Consider the following 15,271-nt stretch of genomic DNA (forward strand, 5'->3'; position numbering starts at 1 on the left):
CACTCCAAATAATTGAAGCTATTGGGACATTTTTGGTAGATTTGCGAGGTAGAGCACGGCTTCATGTAACAGGAGCAGCTATTAAACTGCCCCTTTGCTGGAGATTTGTACGGTATTAGTTAGTGAATGCTGTCATTACTGCTGTTGGCACCTGCGCGGATAGCCACCATATCCATGGCATCGAAGACATAATGACTGCCGCAATAATCGCAATGCATGTCGATTTTTTCATCTTCTTCAAGCATTTCCAGAACTTCTTCATCCGGCAGCGTCAGCAACGCGTCAGCACAACGCTGGCGAGAGCAGGTACATTTGAAGCAAACGTCTTGCGGTTCATACAGGGTGACTTCTTCCTGATGATACAGACGATACAGCACTTCGTTGGCTGGCAGGGTGAACAGCTCTTCGGCCTTGATGGTGGTCGTCAGCTGTGCCAGATGGCTGAACTCTTCAGCATCAGTTTCCTGCGCAGGCAGAACCTGCAGCAGCATCCCGCCCGCCGCGGCTTTACCTTCAGACTCGCCGGTGCGGATAAAGATGCGCGTTGGCAACTGCTCAGAGCGCATGAAGTAATCTTCCAGACACTCGGCCAGTGTTTCGCCTTCCAGGCCCACGACGCCCTGATAACGCTCGCCTTCGCTCGGAGAAATGGTAATTACCATGTAACCGTTGCCCAGCATCTGCTTCAGCGTGCTCTCAGGGGCAATTTCGCCCTGTAAACGAGCTACGCCGCGCATTTCTTGCAGGTTGTTGCCGTTAATCACTGCCAGCTTCAGCGGACCATCGCCCTGAACCTGCACGGTAATATCACCATCAAACTTTAGCGTCGCGGTCAGCAGGCTAGTTGCTACCAACATTTCGCCGAGTAGATTCTTTACTTCGGCAGGATAATCATGGCCCGCTACGATCTGCTGAAAGGTTTCACTCAAGGAAACCAGTTCGCCACGCACGGCATGGTGATTAAACAAATAACGGTGTAATTGATCTTTGTTAGACATAATCTCTCTCTTTATTTCCCCTGCGTCCCGAACACCACAGCTGCGTTAGCGGCTCTCACTCACCCGAGTCACTTACTTATAAGCTCACGGGATTCGTTCCTTTGCTGCTTGCTGTAGCGTCCATGACTTTGGGGAAAACGGGGTATTTAACCAAGTTTAGCTATGTTCGGATTGCGATTTTCTTGGGCACTCAGCTACACAGCTACTCAATAGCTCAGTCTTGATCGCTATATTTAAATTTTATCAGGCTGCGCCGTTCTTTTTTGTCTGGCCGCCGATCGGGGTGTGGCATGGTCAAGGCGTTCATCTTGCGGGCTTCTGAGACTTTCTCTCGATTCGCCACACTGGCTTCAGTTTCTTGATAGAGCAACTGGGCCTGTTCTGCACTGCGGCGCTGGTCGTTAACATCCAGCACCACCACGATTTTTTCGTCATTGCCCTGACGCAGTTTTATTTCAGCATTCACTTCAACCAGTTTGCTGGGCTTGCCACGCTGGCCGTTGTAATGGACTTTGCCGCCTTCAATCATCTCGCGTGCTATGGCGCGGGTCTTATAGAAACGCGCGGCCCATAGCCATTTATCGAGTCGAATGGCGTTGTCATCCTGTTGTTGTGCTTTTCCCTTCATGATTCCTCCCGTATAGGGCAGGGACATCATCGGCGGAGGCCGCGCCAGTTAGCCCAGAGGCAACAGACTGCGGTAATCACTGATTGAAGGATGGCCCTGAAATGACTTTGCCGCCATTGTTGAGTCAGGATTTTCTATTCCAAGACAGTAGCGGATCCCGTAGGTTTTCGCCGCATCAAGAATAGGTTCGCCATCGTCTACAAAAAGCGTCCTTGCCGGATCAAAACCGGTTTGCTGCTGGACGGCAGCCCAAAGGCGCTGATCTTCTTTCGGATAACCAAATGTGTGGGTGGAAAGTAATAAATCAAGGTGCTGGTCTAAACCCGTATGCTCGATTTTCACAGCCAGACTGTGTGGATGTGCATTGGTCAGCAAGATAGTACGACGCCCGCTTTGACGTAACTCATTCAAAAACGTGGCAGTATCCCCACGCAAACGCGCGCTGCTGCCAATATCGGTAGTCATCTGGTAGATATCGAGACCGAGCTTTTTACTCCAATAGTCGAAGCAGTACCAGTTCATCGTGTGCTGCACCGCTAAATATTCACGGTGGATGTGTTGGCGCGCCTCTTCAATCGGGATCTGCTGCTTTTCACTGAGTGCAAGAGGAACCTGCTGCAGCCAGAAACGGCTGTCAAAGGCCAAATCGAGCAGCGTACCGTCCATGTCCAGCAAGACGGTATCGATGTTTTTCCAGTCGAGATCCAGAGTCATGTAATTCGCTCTTTTGTTTTGTCGCTATCAGTCTAGCGTACGCGACGGCTGGGTGATGATCGTCGGATTGAAACAGCTATTGTAGTAAGACAGAATTTTTTCCATCCGCAGCTGGTCATTGAATCGGCGTTTGATCAACAGCGTAACGTTTACCAGCAGCGTGGCAATAATCACTATCAGCAGCACTGTCGTACCCAAATAGCGCCACAGCGTGGAGATATCCGGCTCGCTGTGCAGTGAAATATGGCGAGTACCGTTGGCATCAATGCTGATATTGGTAATCACGCCCTGCGCGGAGAACGAGGTGTGCAGCAGCATTGCAGAGAGGTTTTGCAGCTGTTTCCATTGGTCCAGAGGATTATAGGCAAATAGTGTCAGCGGCGGACGTTTTTCAGGGACTAACTGCTTGCCTTCGTCATTACTTATCAAGAATCCTCCCGGCGGCGGGCTATTCAGCGCCTCGGCGGCACGCAGAGTTTCGTTGGAGTAAAACGCCGTAGTTGCCGTATTGACCAGCTCATTAAGCGATTCTGCGCTTACCGGTCGCAGCAGCACGTTCATGCCTTTTAACGAGCCAGACTTCGCTCGCTTGACCAGCGTGCCCCAATTATCGGCATTACCCAGATTAACCAGCGCGTTCTTCAAACGCACACAGTCTTCACTGTTGCTACACAATGCTTGGGTTTTCAACACGATATCCGAGAAGTCGTCCAGCAGGATCATGCCTGATTTTTCAATGGCGGTGGCCAGCTGCGGGTTAATATTTTGCTCGGTACCGCTCCCGTTTGGATGCAGCTGGGTGTGCACCGTCGCCAGCAGATCGTCTGCGGCTTCGATAGTTTCCGACTCCGGCATCGGTAGGGGAGTTGCCTCGTTCCAGTAGACTGCGGAGCAGTCAAACGGCATAAACGGCGTACTTGAACCTGCATTCAGGCGCGGAGGAACGTAGCACATTCCAGAGCCCTGCACTTTTAATGTATCACCAACTCGCAGCGGAGTTTTTTCCAGCGCGGCCACACTGTTGACCTGGGTACTTTGCGCGCCTTGCAGCCAGGCAAAACTGAGCTTTAACGGCAGGCTCAGTGGCACATAGGCCAGCATTACCATCAGCAAAAAAATAGATGCGCAGGTCAACACCAGATTCTTGCCCCAGCGTTGTAGCGGAAAGTTTTTAACTTCATCGTGCAGGGAAAGGTAACGCCCCTGGCGCACCACCTGACTATTGAGATAGACATCAATGTCAGTTTTCTGGCCCAGCTCGCGGTTGATATACGCCTGCCAGTGTGGCGGATAAATCAGGTCTACGACGCCGAGTGAAATATTACTGATGTCGCCCTGTTTGGACTCTCCGAACAGTCCCCAGCGTTTTGGCATGCCGCGCAGGCAATGGATTTCTTTACGGTTGCGGCCAAGTGTATCTGCGATTATCCGCCAGCCAACCCAGGCTGCCAGCAAAAGAGTCAGCGCCAGCATCCATGGCAGAATGCTTGCCGGACCAATCAGTGTGATAAATACCAGTATCATCACCAGAGATAGCGCAAGAGCTTCAAGGATCCCGCTGGATTGAGTCAGCTGATACTCTTCCTTGGTTTCTTGGCGCACGCTGAGCAGTTCGACATGATCGTTTTCTTCGGGACGAATCGAGGCGTTTTGCGGTGGTGTAGTGATAACGGCAGAGGTAACCGAAGCGCGGTCATAAATATGATCGACCAGTGAGTGTCCATTCAGGGAGATCACTAGTGGGATAGTCTGGGTTTTGATCAGTTCAACGTGGTTTTCCTGCGCGATGTACTGTTCCCAGAACAACGGCAGATGAATCTCAGTGGTTTCAAGGAAATAGCGCCACTTATTGGGGTCATCGCTGGCCAGCCCGTAACGCGTAATCGCCCGGGTGACGGAGTAAACATTTTCGCTTTTGGCCGTCAGCGCCAGCTTGTCTCGTTGCAGTATCAAATTGCTGCGATGAGTCATTGGCGTTTGGCTTAGTGGATCATTCTGGCGGAAATATTTCTCGACGGCATCGCGCTCTTGTTGGGTCAGTTTGCGCTGATTCGGTTTTGAAAAATGCATGCTGGTAGAAGCTAATCGTCGGCGTCGCAGCACCCACCACAGGCCTATGCCCGCGATAATAATCACTGCGCTCATGAACATCAGCGTCTCGACGACTGTACTCATCCTATCCCCGTTCAGACTCAGATACTGTGATCTATCTGGTTGAAAAATGTACAAAAAAATAATGATAAAACAAAAATCATGATTTCAAAGTGCAACCTGATTACAAGCTATTCGAACGTATCTTTTTTATTGTTAAAAGTTTTATTATTGTAATCAATGTACTATACACATGAACCAAGTAGTTCAAGCCACTTTAAATGATAACCTTCTAATACCTCTTATGGGTATCGGCATAATCCTATTTTTTAACGCGTGCGAATTTGTTATTGCCTATTATGGTTTTAAGACGGCGAGATGTCCGCGGTGTCCTGTGATTAAAGCAGGTATTTGGTAAAGAATCGCGTTCAAAGATTGCGATAGCGGTTAGCATTAACGCATTATAGAGAAATACGTGTTGAGCAGTAAGGCTGGCTGTTGTAAGGCTTGGTCGCAGCAAGAGGATAATATAATTGGGGACGATATGGATAAGCACCTGCAAAAACCAAAGATCCTGAAAGTTGAAACTGTAGCCCGCTCCCGTTTGTTTACTATCGAGTCTGTCGATCTGACGTTTAGCAATGGAGAACAGCGCGTTTACGAACGTATGCGTCCTTCCGCTCGAGAAGCAGTGATGATAGTGCCAGTGATTGGCGACGATATCTTGCTGATTCATGAATACGCAGTGGGCATCGAAAGCTATGAGCTGGGTTTCCCGAAAGGGCTTATCGATCCCGGTGAGACTGTGCTTGAAGCCGCTAATCGTGAGCTGATGGAAGAGGTGGGGTTTGGCGCAAAGCATTTTGACGTGCTGACCAAGCTGACAATGGCGCCGTCCTATTTTTCCAGCCGCATGAACATCGTGATCGCCAAGGATCTTTATCCGCAAAGTCTGCAAGGTGATGAACCCGAGCCATTGCCGCAAACACGCTGGCCGATCGCCCGTATGATGGAACTGTTGCAGCAGCCCGATTTCAACGAGGCTAGAAATGTCAGCGCGCTGTTTTTAGCCCACGATTTCCTGACTCGTCAGACGTTTTAAAACAAAGTTAATAACATAGAATTGAAAAAGCCGGGCTGAAATAACTTCAGCCCGGCTTTTTTATGGTTCAACGCGGCGGGAATTCAGCCGCGGTGAAGATTAGAACAACTCTTTCGACTGACCGTTATCAATGATAGTTGTACCGACGTCATGCACCGCGTGCTCGGTCGGCTGCGTGCCGTCAATAAAGTACTCTGGTCGGCTGTCGCCAGAACCATCGGCCAGCTTGCCGCTGCGCTTGTCGATATTCACCGTAACAATGCCTGGAGGCGGGCTGAGCATCTGCACAGGCACACCATCAAGCACGGTCTTCATGTAATCATCCCATGCAGGTTGCGCAGTTTTCGCACCGCCTTCATAGCCCGAGAGCTGGTCTTCAATCTTGCCAGAGTCTGTGGTGCGCCCCAGGTCTCGGCGATGATCGTCAAAACCGATATATACCGAGGTCACAATGCCAGGGCCGTAACCCGAGAACCAGGCATCTTTCGAGCTGTTGGTGGTCCCCGTTTTACCGCCGATATCGTGACGTTTAAGGTCACGGCCGGCACGCCACGCGGTTCCCATCCAACCTGGTTCGCCGAAGATGTTGCTGTTCATTGCGTCGTGGATAAGGAATGACAGCTGGGTGCTGATTACGTGTGGCGCATACTGCTGCTGACTGTCGCTTTGAGCCTGAGCCGGGGTAACCTGCTCAAGTTGCGGCTGTGGTACGGTCGCATTCTTGGCTTCGTCAGAAACGGCGACGTTCTCAACGTTGTCATCCGAAAGCACGGCCGATTTCTGAGAGTTTCCGTAAATTACCGGAATATCACAGGTTTCACAGGCAATGCGCGGTTTTTCTTCAAATACTGTTTTCCCGGTTTGATCAACAATCTTGGCGATAAAGTACGGGTCAACCAGATAACCGCCGTTGGAGAGCGCGGCGTAACCACGCACCATCTGCATAGGCGTAAATGAAGCCGAACCCAGCGCCAGCGATTCTGAATGCACAATGTTTGCCGGTGGGAAGCCGAAACGTTGCAGATAATCTGCCGCGTAATCAACGCCCATCGCGCGCATTGCACGCACCATCACCACATTTTTCGACTGGCCTAGACCCTGACGCAAACGAATTGGACCGTCATAGGTATCCGGTGAGTTCCTTGGACGCCATTCGGTGCCCGCACCGGCATCCCAACGAGTGATCGGCACATCGTTGAGAATGGTTGCCAGAGTCAGACCTTTGTCCATTGCGGCGGTGTACAGGAACGGTTTGATGTTAGAACCGACCTGACGAAGCGCCTGCGTGGCACGGTTGAACTTGCTCTGGTTGAAGTCGAAACCACCGACCAGCGCTTCTACCGCACCCGTGACATTGTTCAGAGATACGATTGCCGAGTTGACGTCAGGTACCTGCGCCAGCCACCAGTCGTTGCCGACTTTACGCACCCAGATCTGCTGACCCGGCTGCACCACGTCGCCGACTGTTTTCGGATTCGGACCTTGGCTGGTATCAGAACGGAACGCGCGCGCCCAGCTCATACCGCTAAACGGCATGCTGATGCTGTCGCCGTTGGCCATGGTAGCCGTTGCCTGAGTATCATCAATCTGCGTCACTACTGCCGGGAACAGCGGGCCATAAACTGGCAGCGTTTTCAGCGAATTAACGATTTTCTTTTGATCCCATGCCATTTCGCCAACTTTCCACAGCTGGTTCGACGGGCCGCGATAGCCGTGGCGCATGTCATAGGCCATCACGTTATTACGCAACGCATCCTGTGCAGCCAACTGGGTTTTGCGGGTAATGGTGGTGTAGACCATGTAACCATCGTTGTAGGCGTTATCGCCGTAACGTTTCACCATCTCCTGGCGCACCATCTCGGTGAGATAAGGGGCCGAGAAAGCGATTTCCGGCGCATGGTAGTTGGCTACCAGCGGTTCTGCGCGGGCGGCGTCGTACTGCTGCTGAGTAATGTATTTCTCGTCGAGCATACGAGACAGCACAGTATTACGGCGAGCCAGAGCACGGTCGTGGGAGTAGAGCGGGTTAAAGGTTGACGGCGCCTTGGGCAAACCGGCAATCACTGCCATCTCGCCGAGGGTCAGCTGATCGACATTTTTACCGAAGTAAACCTGTGCCGCAGAGCCTACACCGTAGGCGCGATAACCGAGGTAAATCTTGTTGAGATAAAGCTCGAGGATCTCATCTTTGGTCATCATCTGTTCGATGCGGATGGCCAAAAATGCTTCTTTGATTTTTCGGGTCAGCGTACGTTCCGGGCTGAGGAAGAAGTTTCTCGCCAACTGTTGGGTGATAGTACTCGCACCCTGCGTCGCGTGGCCTGTAAACAGGGCAACCGAAGCTGCACGGAAAATACCGACCGGGTCGATACCGTGATGCTCATAGAAGCGGCTGTCTTCGGTCGCAATGAACGCATGCACCAGTTCTGGTGGGATCTGGTTCAGTTTGAGCGGAATACGACGCTTTTCACCGTACTGAGCGATTAATTCGCCGTCGGCGCTGAATACCTGCATAGGTGTCTGCAAGCGAACGTCTTTTAACGTCGCGACATCTGGCAGCTGTGGCTCGATATATTTGTAAAGGCCAAATACCGAGGCAGCTCCCAGCACAATGCAACACACTACAAGGATCAATAAATACTTTACGAACTTCACCTGATAATTCCCATTTAATGACATTTGGGCAGTTTATAAACAGCCGCGCGCGCAGTACGGTAGTCGAAGGCAGACTATAAAAGCAAGTCTGCCCCGTAGATATACCCACAAGTATGGAGTCGGGTATGCCCTTAAAACGACAAGGAAGTGCAACATAATGCGACACTTTACATGGCAAGTGGGCCTGGATATTCAAAACGGTTATGCCAGAGCTATCGCCGTTCAAAAACGACGTAGCGGATGGCAGTTGCGCCATTGGTGGCAGCACCCGTTACCGCAAGAGGTTATGCGGCAGGGAATATTACATGAGACTGAACAATTAATCGTCATTTTATCGCGCTGGCGACGCTGTTTGCCCGTAACAATTTCATTACGCATCTGCCTCCCGGCGCAGCGAATTATCCAGCTCCGGCTGCCCACGCCGGATAACCGATTGCAGGAACCGCACCGCGACGCCTTTATTCGCGCCAGCGCGGCAAAACAGCTGCCTCTGGCGATGGAGTCCCTGATGATCGACTATCGCACGGAACCCTGCGACAACCGGCAATTGGTGGTTACCGCGGCGCGTCAGGAGGAGGTCGCGCAATGGCAGCACTGTCTGGCGCAGGCGAAACTGTTCCCCGAGGCCATTGACCTGACGCCCTGCGCCATCCAGCAAAGTGCCAGTTCTGCGGGTATTCCGGCCGAATCTTTGCTGCTGCATCGCTTAAATCAACAGTGGTTATGGGTGGCTCCGCACGGTTTGCCGTTTCAGTTTGGTTTGTTGGAAGAAGACGAAGCCCCGTCACTCGACCAGTGGCACAACACGCTCAGCGGCCTTTATAGCGCTAGCAAACTGTGCAGTGGGGAAATCCATTACAGCAGCTTTGAACCCGATACGCCGCCTGCGGGAATGAAAGTCTGGTCGCCATTTAGCGCCTTCACGCAGATGTCACCCCCGCTGCCATTGGAAACCGGCGCTTTTGTTATTGCGGCCGGTCTTGCGCTGCGCCCGGCTGAACGCTGATGCTGCAGGTTAATCTTCTTCCATGGCGCGAAACGCATCGCAACAAACGCTTTAGATTTTGGCATTGGTTGTTACTGATAGGTGTGGCTATGGAAATAGTGCTGATCGTGCTGTTCGCCTGGCGCAGTCAGCAACAGCTGCGGCAGAGCGAAAGTCGTCAGGCAGAATTTAACGCCTCGCACAACGCGCTACAGGCCCAGCTTGAAACCGTCAACAAACTCAAGAATGCAGTTCAGCGGGCCGAGCTTCTTGCGTTGCAGAGTCAACAGCGCTTTGAACGCAGCCTGCGGTATACCAAGCTGTTGCAGCATTTGTCACAGGTTATTCCTCCGGGCGTGTGGGTGACTCAACTGCATCACAGTGGCGACCAATTCAAACTCGACGGCCAGGGTGAAAGCTACAGCAATATCCTGGCGTTGAGCGAGTCGTTAAAGCGGGAGAGTTTGTTACCTCAGGTTCAATTACGGGAAGTGAAGCAGCTTGCCACCGGTTCGCTGTATTTTTCATTTAACGCGGCGCTGGCCTCTTTGGAAAATGAATAGGAAAGGGAGATCGCCATGCGCAAGGAATACCGCGAATTTATCCTGCATTTATTACTCCGACCCGATTGGCAAATTGCGGCGCTAATCAGTTTTTTACTGCTGTTGATTTTGGCGGGGGGTTACTGGCTTACGCTGTCAATGGTGATTCAATCGGCGGCGGTGATTGAAACGCAGATTACAACCCTTCGAGAAAAGATTCACCAACAGCAGCGCACACTGCTACGCCAGCGTTCGCGTGCAGAGTTGCAGGCTGTGTTGGTTGGCATCGCCCCTTTACCGACGATGATTCCCCCTCTGCCGCAACAGTTGCTTGCACCGCTCAGTGCGGCTGGAGGGAAATTGCTGCATTGGCTCCCCCAAAGGCCTGCGCCAATTGCGGTTGGTCAGGACAACGGTTTGCAACAGCAAGGTTCATTCAAGCTGCAATTGCCCTTTAACGGGCTGGTAAAGCTGCTTGATGGTCTGATGACGCAATCAACAGCGCCGTTGGCGATAGAGCAGCTTTTGCTGACCCGGCTCGATCCCGACAAAGCTATTCTCGACGTGACGCTGCAGCTGGCGTCCTATCACGGAAGAATCACCGCCGAGCAAATAAAGCAGGCTCGGCAACAGTTTGCCATGCCTCTGCTCAGGGATCCTTTTTTGACCGAGTCCGCTGCAGTCGAAGAGTGCGATATCAATAATGAACGGCAAGGGCTGCCGGAACTCAGAGGCGTGATTGGCGATGCTCGAGGCTTTACCGGTTGGCTGCGTCTGACGAGCGGAGAGTGGTTGCGGGCCAGAACCGGAGACACGCTGGCCGACGGGCTTGGTTATGTCGATGAAGTTAGTAAACAACAGGTTCGGGTCAGTTTTGGCCGTCCGCGCTGCGGTGTAAAGCAGCAAACTTTCACTCTGGCAGGACCCTGAGCCTGCAAAAAATGTCACGGAGGACATGATGCCCCCCTTTTTAATTAAAATATTTGCTAAAACAATGCGTTTTTTTGCCGCGGCTTTTCATTCTGCATTTTTTCTACTGCGGATAATGTGTGCCGCCGTGCTGGTGCTGGAGTTTACCTTTTCCGCTCATGCTGCGGGCAAGACGACGCCAGCAGCCAAAACTTCAGCGGCAGTAAAAAACGAAAAAACGGCTGTGGCACCGATCAGCCTGGAATTTTTTGAGGCCCCTATCGGATTGATTTTACGAGCATTGGCCGACCATCAGCAGTTAAATCTGGTTATCGGGCAAGGCGTGGAAGGTAATTTGACGCTGCGTCTCAATACGCTGCCATGGCAACAGGCGATGGACATCGTAATGCGTATGGGCAGGCTGACCAGCCAGAAGCAGGGCAACGTGCTGATGGTTTTTCCCGAAACCGAACTGGCTCGCCAGCGTCAGCAAAAAACCGAACAGGCAGAACGGCAAAAGCTGGCGCGTCCATTAATCAGCAGTACGCTGGCGTTGAAACATGCAGACGCAACGGCAGTCGCGACTCAGCTCAGCGCGCAGAAGGGCACATTACTTTCATTGAGAGCATTGGTGAGCGCCGATTCGCGCACCAATCAGCTGTTGATCCGCGATACTCAACCCGAGTTGGACAATGCAAAAGTGTGGGTCAGTGCCCTGGATTTTCCTATTCAACAAGTACAGCTGGCCGCGCACATCGTCACCATGAATCAAGATAATTTACGCGAGCTGGGTGTGAAATGGGGGCTGAATCGGCCAGATATTGCCAGCAAAGGGGCGTCAATCGGCGACGTAAATATTGGCGCTGCGGTTGAAAACCCGATGATTACTGCTGGTTTCACGCTGGCGCGCATCGGAGAACGTCTTTTGAGCCTGGAATTATCGGCGCTGGAACAAAAAGACCGAGTACATATTATCGCCAGCCCGCGCCTGATGACCGCCAACATGCAAACCGCCAGCATCAAGCAGGGCACCGAAATCCCCTATCAGGTGTCAAGCGGTGCCAGTGGAGCAACCTCTATTGAATTCAAAGAGGCGGTGTTGGGTATGGAAGTTACGCCGAGAATTCTGCCTAACGGAGCAATTACGCTGGCGCTGCAAATCAGCCAAAATATGCCGGGACGGAAAATAAAGCAGGCTGAGGGGGAGGCGTTGTCGATAGATAAGCAGGAAATTAAAACCCAGGTTACCGTTAAGGACGGCGAAACTTTAGTTTTGGGCGGAATATTTCAGCAACAGGATATAAACACGGTGAATAAAGTCCCCGGCTTAGGCGGTCTTCCGCTGGTTGGAGGGCTGTTCAAACAACAGTCAGCACATGACCAACGTCGCGAATTAGTTATTTTTATCACCCCAACGTTAATCAACAGCCAATAGCATCCAATAGTTTAGGTATACTGTTGACTGAAATCGCACAATTTCGTTGAGCTTATGCAACTTTTTGTGCCGGGAAAGGCTTCTGAGTTTGACGCTGCGGCTGATTTAGCTTACAAGGGTTACCGAATTGAGCACCGAGATTTTTATTTAATGCCAACGCGCCGTTAAAAACGTATGGTTTCCCTCCTGCGGCGCGCTATGTAATTTATTCGGTTGCCAAACTACCAGGAGTGTTGAGATAATTTTCATCTGATCTCGCACTATCGCTCATGAGGTTTCAGTTTAGGTCCCGTCGCTGATTTGATTGGCGGGGCGGGTTATCATCAACGAATTGTCTTAGTAATACCGAAAAACATGGCAGAGAAACGCAATATCTTTCTGGTTGGGCCTATGGGTGCCGGCAAAAGCACTATTGGTCGACAGTTAGCTCAACAACTCAATATGGAGTTTTTTGACTCCGATCACGAAATTGAGCGACGTACCGGAGCTGATGTGGGCTGGGTATTTGATTTGGAAGGTGAGGATGGATTCCGCGATCGCGAAGAGAAAGTGATCAATGAGCTCACCGAAAAACAAGGCATCGTTCTGGCAACTGGTGGAGGTTCCGTGAAGTCTCGCGAAACCCGTAATCGCTTGTCAGCCCGCGGCGTCGTCGTTTATTTAGAAACTACAATTGAAAAACAGCTGGCACGTACACAACGTGACAAGAAACGTCCTTTACTGCAGGTAAGTTCACCGCCACGTGAAGTGCTTGAAGCACTGGCGGCGGAGCGCAACCCGCTGTATGAAGAGATCGCGGATGTGACAATCCGTACTGACGACCAAAGCGCCAAAGTTGTTGCCAATCAAATTATTAACATGATTGAAAGCAATTAGTTATGGCATTCCACCACTGCCTGAGGGTGTAAGTTAAGAAGGTCATAGAGCACGACATGGAGAGGATTACTGTAACGTTAGGGGAGCGTAGTTATCCCATTACGATTGCCGCCGGATTGTTTAACGATCCGGCTTCTTTTATGCCTGTAAAGGCGGGTGATCAAGTCATGCTGGTAACAAACCAGACATTGGCACCTCTCTATCTGGACAAAGTACGTTCAGTGCTCGAGCAAGCAGGCGTTCGTGTTGATCAGGTGATCCTGCCTGATGGCGAACAGTACAAATCCCTGTCTGTTCTCAATGAGGTATTTTCTGCTTTACTGGAAAAGCCTCACGGTCGTGATACCACCCTCGTGGCACTTGGTGGCGGCGTAATCGGTGATTTAACCGGTTTCGCTGCGGCCAGTTATCAACGTGGTGTGCGCTTTATTCAGGTGCCTACCACGCTGCTTTCTCAGGTCGATTCTTCCGTTGGTGGCAAAACTGCCGTCAACCATCCGCTGGGCAAAAACATGATTGGGGCGTTTTATCAACCAGCCTCGGTTGTGGTCGATTTAGACTGCCTGCGCTCTCTGCCAGCCCGTGAGCTTTCGTCCGGCCTGGCCGAGGTTATCAAATACGGCATCATTCTTGATGCTGACTTCTTTGTCTGGCTCGAAAACAACATCGATGCACTGCTAACGCTGGATTTCACCGCGCTGGCCTACTGTATTCGTCGATGCTGCGAGCTGAAAGCCGAAGTGGTTGCTGCCGATGAACACGAGCACGGAATGCGTGCCTTGCTCAATCTGGGCCACACTTACGGCCACGCGATTGAAGCGGCCATGGGCTACGGCGTCTGGTTGCATGGCGAAGCTGTGGCAGCGGGCATTATCATGGCCTGCTACACCGCACATCGCCTGGGGCAGTTTAGCCTCGAAGATATCGCACGCGTCAAATTTCTACTGGCACGAGCAGGCTTGCCTGTCAGCGGGCCTGAAGAGATGACTGCCGAATCTTATCTGCCGCACATGATGCGCGATAAAAAAGTGTTAGCAGGTGAACTGCGACTGGTTCTGCCTACGGCTATCGGGAAATCGGAAGTTCGTAAAGGTGTACCTCATGACATGGTTCTGGCGTCGATCGAAGACAGCCGTGTACCTTGACATTCAGACGGGTTGGAGGATTTTAGATGGACGATTTAACACCGGAAGACGATCTTAAGCCAGATACCAGCGACCGCCGCCCACAGCGCTCGCGCAAACCGTCTTCACAGGCACCCAAGCTTGCGGTCTCCCGTCAGTATTTAATGATTGGTATCGGCATTATCGTGCTGTTGCTGGTCATTTTAGGCATCGGTTCTGCGCTGAAATCCCCTAGCCAAAATGGCGCTGCGGCTCCGTCTAACGGACCTAAAGATATTAACCTGTCTGGCAATAGTGGTGATGCGAATTCCGCGACTCCTGCAGCGGGCACGCCTGTTACTACACCAAACGCTCAGACTCCGGCCGCCACTGCGCCGTCTGATGCCAATGCGGGTAATGCAGCTACAAACAGTGCTGCAGCAAACAATGCAGCTACAAACAATGCAGCTACAAACAGTGCTGCAAATGACGCCGCCAATGGTGCATCGCAACCGAAAAGCATTGGTCTGCCTCCTGTTTCTTCTACGCCAACTGACGCACAGCCGCAGGCTGATAATGGTCAGAAAGAGCGTGTTGACCTGCCGGGCGACATGAATGATGCGCTTTCCCAGCAGCAAGGGCAGGTTAATGCCGCCGCTCAGGATGGCATCAATGCCGCAGGCGCGCAGTCTTTGACCTCGTTGCCAACCGGTCCGGCTACGCTTAACGGCAGCCTGAAAGGTCGTTCAACGGTCACTATACCGCCGCATCAGGCCCGTCGTGCGCCAGAAAAAACCACTGCAGTCGAACATCGTAGCGAGCGTCGCGCCGAGCATGCAACGCCAGCTGCCCGTGCTGCCGAACCGGTTCGTAAGCCGGAAGCCAGAAAACCAGAGGCTGCTCACCAGGCCGCTGCACCTGCGCATTCTGCCGTTGAGTCAGGCAGTGTTGCCGCACTCAAGTCTGCTCCGGGTAGCCATTTTACCCTGCAGCTTAGTGGTGCTTCGCAGTCGAACTCTTTGAACGCCTTTGCTCGCCAGCAGGGACTTAAAAACTACACCGTCTACCAAACAGAACGCGATGGTAAACCGTGGTTCGTTCTGGTCAGCGGCAATTATGCGTCATCTGCCGATGCGAAGCGCGCGATAGCCAGTTTGCCTGCCGATGTTCAAGCGAAAAAACCGTGGGTCAAGCCTGTACACCAGGTACAGCAAGACCTTAAAAAATGAATTT

Annotated in this window: 13 protein-coding genes; 8 read left to right on the forward strand and 5 right to left on the reverse strand. The window is 51.9% G+C overall.

Going from position 1 to position 15,271, the window contains the following annotated elements:
* Positions 1 to 119: 119 nt before the first annotated feature.
* From hslO to AB3G37_RS01460, 4 genes are all read right to left on the reverse strand, one after another.
* The gene (gene hslO / locus AB3G37_RS01445) at positions 120 to 998 is read right to left on the reverse strand and encodes an Hsp33 family molecular chaperone HslO (RefSeq protein ID WP_369789498.1); all 879 of its coding nucleotides are present in this window, start codon (positions 996 to 998) and stop codon (positions 120 to 122) included.
* 214 nt (positions 999 to 1,212) lie between these two features.
* Positions 1,213 to 1,626 (reverse strand): ribosome-associated heat shock protein Hsp15, encoded by a 414-nt coding sequence (hslR, locus tag AB3G37_RS01450; RefSeq protein ID WP_369789499.1) that lies wholly within the window; start codon positions 1,624 to 1,626, stop codon positions 1,213 to 1,215.
* A gap of 48 nt (positions 1,627 to 1,674) precedes the next feature.
* Entirely contained in the window at positions 1,675 to 2,340 is a 666-nt protein-coding gene (gene yrfG / locus AB3G37_RS01455; RefSeq protein ID WP_369789500.1) for a GMP/IMP nucleotidase, read from the reverse strand.
* 27 nt (positions 2,341 to 2,367) lie between these two features.
* Positions 2,368 to 4,515, reverse strand: coding sequence for an intracellular growth attenuator family protein (locus AB3G37_RS01460; protein WP_369789501.1), 2,148 nt, complete (start codon positions 4,513 to 4,515; stop codon positions 2,368 to 2,370).
* Positions 4,516 to 4,975: 460 nt separating this feature from the next.
* Between AB3G37_RS01460 and nudE the strand changes: the two genes are divergently transcribed.
* Positions 4,976 to 5,533, forward strand: a complete 558-nt coding sequence (gene nudE, locus AB3G37_RS01465) for an ADP compounds hydrolase NudE (protein WP_009635749.1) — start codon at positions 4,976 to 4,978, stop codon at positions 5,531 to 5,533.
* A 99-nt stretch (positions 5,534 to 5,632) separates the two neighbouring features.
* Here nudE and mrcA read toward each other — a convergent pair whose 3' ends face one another.
* Positions 5,633 to 8,188 carry a peptidoglycan glycosyltransferase/peptidoglycan DD-transpeptidase MrcA gene (gene mrcA, locus AB3G37_RS01470; protein ID WP_369789502.1) on the reverse strand — a complete coding sequence of 852 codons (2,556 nt, stop codon included), beginning with the start codon at positions 8,186 to 8,188 and terminating at the stop codon, positions 5,633 to 5,635.
* A 157-nt stretch (positions 8,189 to 8,345) separates the two neighbouring features.
* Between mrcA and pilM the strand changes: the two genes are divergently transcribed.
* From pilM to AB3G37_RS01505, 7 genes are all read left to right on the forward strand, one after another.
* Entirely contained in the window at positions 8,346 to 9,194 is an 849-nt protein-coding gene (gene pilM / locus AB3G37_RS01475; RefSeq protein ID WP_369789503.1) for a type IV pilus biogenesis protein PilM, read from the forward strand.
* An 89-nt stretch (positions 9,195 to 9,283) separates the two neighbouring features.
* Positions 9,284 to 9,736, forward strand: coding sequence for a PilN domain-containing protein (locus tag AB3G37_RS01480; RefSeq protein WP_369789504.1), 453 nt, complete (start codon positions 9,284 to 9,286; stop codon positions 9,734 to 9,736).
* Between the two features lie 15 nt (positions 9,737 to 9,751).
* Positions 9,752 to 10,645 carry a hypothetical protein gene (locus AB3G37_RS01485; protein WP_369789505.1) on the forward strand — a complete coding sequence of 298 codons (894 nt, stop codon included), beginning with the start codon at positions 9,752 to 9,754 and terminating at the stop codon, positions 10,643 to 10,645.
* 64 nt (positions 10,646 to 10,709) lie between these two features.
* Positions 10,710 to 12,059 carry a DNA uptake porin HofQ gene (gene hofQ, locus AB3G37_RS01490; RefSeq protein ID WP_369789506.1) on the forward strand — a complete coding sequence of 450 codons (1,350 nt, stop codon included), beginning with the start codon at positions 10,710 to 10,712 and terminating at the stop codon, positions 12,057 to 12,059.
* 354 nt (positions 12,060 to 12,413) lie between these two features.
* A complete protein-coding gene (gene aroK, locus AB3G37_RS01495; RefSeq protein ID WP_009635755.1) occupies positions 12,414 to 12,935 on the forward strand; it encodes a shikimate kinase AroK in 522 nt (173 codons plus the stop codon).
* Between the two features lie 56 nt (positions 12,936 to 12,991).
* The gene (gene aroB / locus AB3G37_RS01500) at positions 12,992 to 14,080 is read left to right on the forward strand and encodes a 3-dehydroquinate synthase (RefSeq protein WP_369789507.1); all 1,089 of its coding nucleotides are present in this window, start codon (positions 12,992 to 12,994) and stop codon (positions 14,078 to 14,080) included.
* A 26-nt stretch (positions 14,081 to 14,106) separates the two neighbouring features.
* Positions 14,107 to 15,267, forward strand: a complete 1,161-nt coding sequence (locus AB3G37_RS01505; protein ID WP_369789508.1) for an SPOR domain-containing protein — start codon at positions 14,107 to 14,109, stop codon at positions 15,265 to 15,267.
* Positions 15,268 to 15,271 lie beyond the last annotated feature (4 nt).

The sequence above is a fragment of the Rouxiella sp. WC2420 genome, assembly GCF_041200025.1.
Classification (GTDB): Bacteria; Pseudomonadota; Gammaproteobacteria; order Enterobacterales; family Enterobacteriaceae; genus Rouxiella.

What these genes read in the sequence shown, in the direction of transcription:
- AB3G37_RS01480 (WP_369789504.1), top strand. Translation starts at nt 9,284, where the DNA reads ATGGAAATAGTGCTGATCGTGCTGTTCGCCTGGCGCAGTCAGCAACAG.
- hslO (WP_369789498.1), bottom strand. Translation starts at nt 998, where the DNA reads ATGTCTAACAAAGATCAATTACACCGTTATTTGTTTAATCACCATGCC.
- AB3G37_RS01485 (WP_369789505.1), top strand. Translation starts at nt 9,752, where the DNA reads ATGCGCAAGGAATACCGCGAATTTATCCTGCATTTATTACTCCGACCC.
- AB3G37_RS01505 (WP_369789508.1), top strand. Translation starts at nt 14,107, where the DNA reads ATGGACGATTTAACACCGGAAGACGATCTTAAGCCAGATACCAGCGAC.
- AB3G37_RS01460 (WP_369789501.1), bottom strand. Translation starts at nt 4,515, where the DNA reads ATGAGTACAGTCGTCGAGACGCTGATGTTCATGAGCGCAGTGATTATT.
- aroB (WP_369789507.1), top strand. Translation starts at nt 12,992, where the DNA reads ATGGAGAGGATTACTGTAACGTTAGGGGAGCGTAGTTATCCCATTACG.
- aroK (WP_009635755.1), top strand. Translation starts at nt 12,414, where the DNA reads ATGGCAGAGAAACGCAATATCTTTCTGGTTGGGCCTATGGGTGCCGGC.
- pilM (WP_369789503.1), top strand. Translation starts at nt 8,346, where the DNA reads ATGCGACACTTTACATGGCAAGTGGGCCTGGATATTCAAAACGGTTAT.
- yrfG (WP_369789500.1), bottom strand. Translation starts at nt 2,340, where the DNA reads ATGACTCTGGATCTCGACTGGAAAAACATCGATACCGTCTTGCTGGAC.
- hslR (WP_369789499.1), bottom strand. Translation starts at nt 1,626, where the DNA reads ATGAAGGGAAAAGCACAACAACAGGATGACAACGCCATTCGACTCGAT.
- hofQ (WP_369789506.1), top strand. Translation starts at nt 10,710, where the DNA reads ATGCGTTTTTTTGCCGCGGCTTTTCATTCTGCATTTTTTCTACTGCGG.
- nudE (WP_009635749.1), top strand. Translation starts at nt 4,976, where the DNA reads ATGGATAAGCACCTGCAAAAACCAAAGATCCTGAAAGTTGAAACTGTA.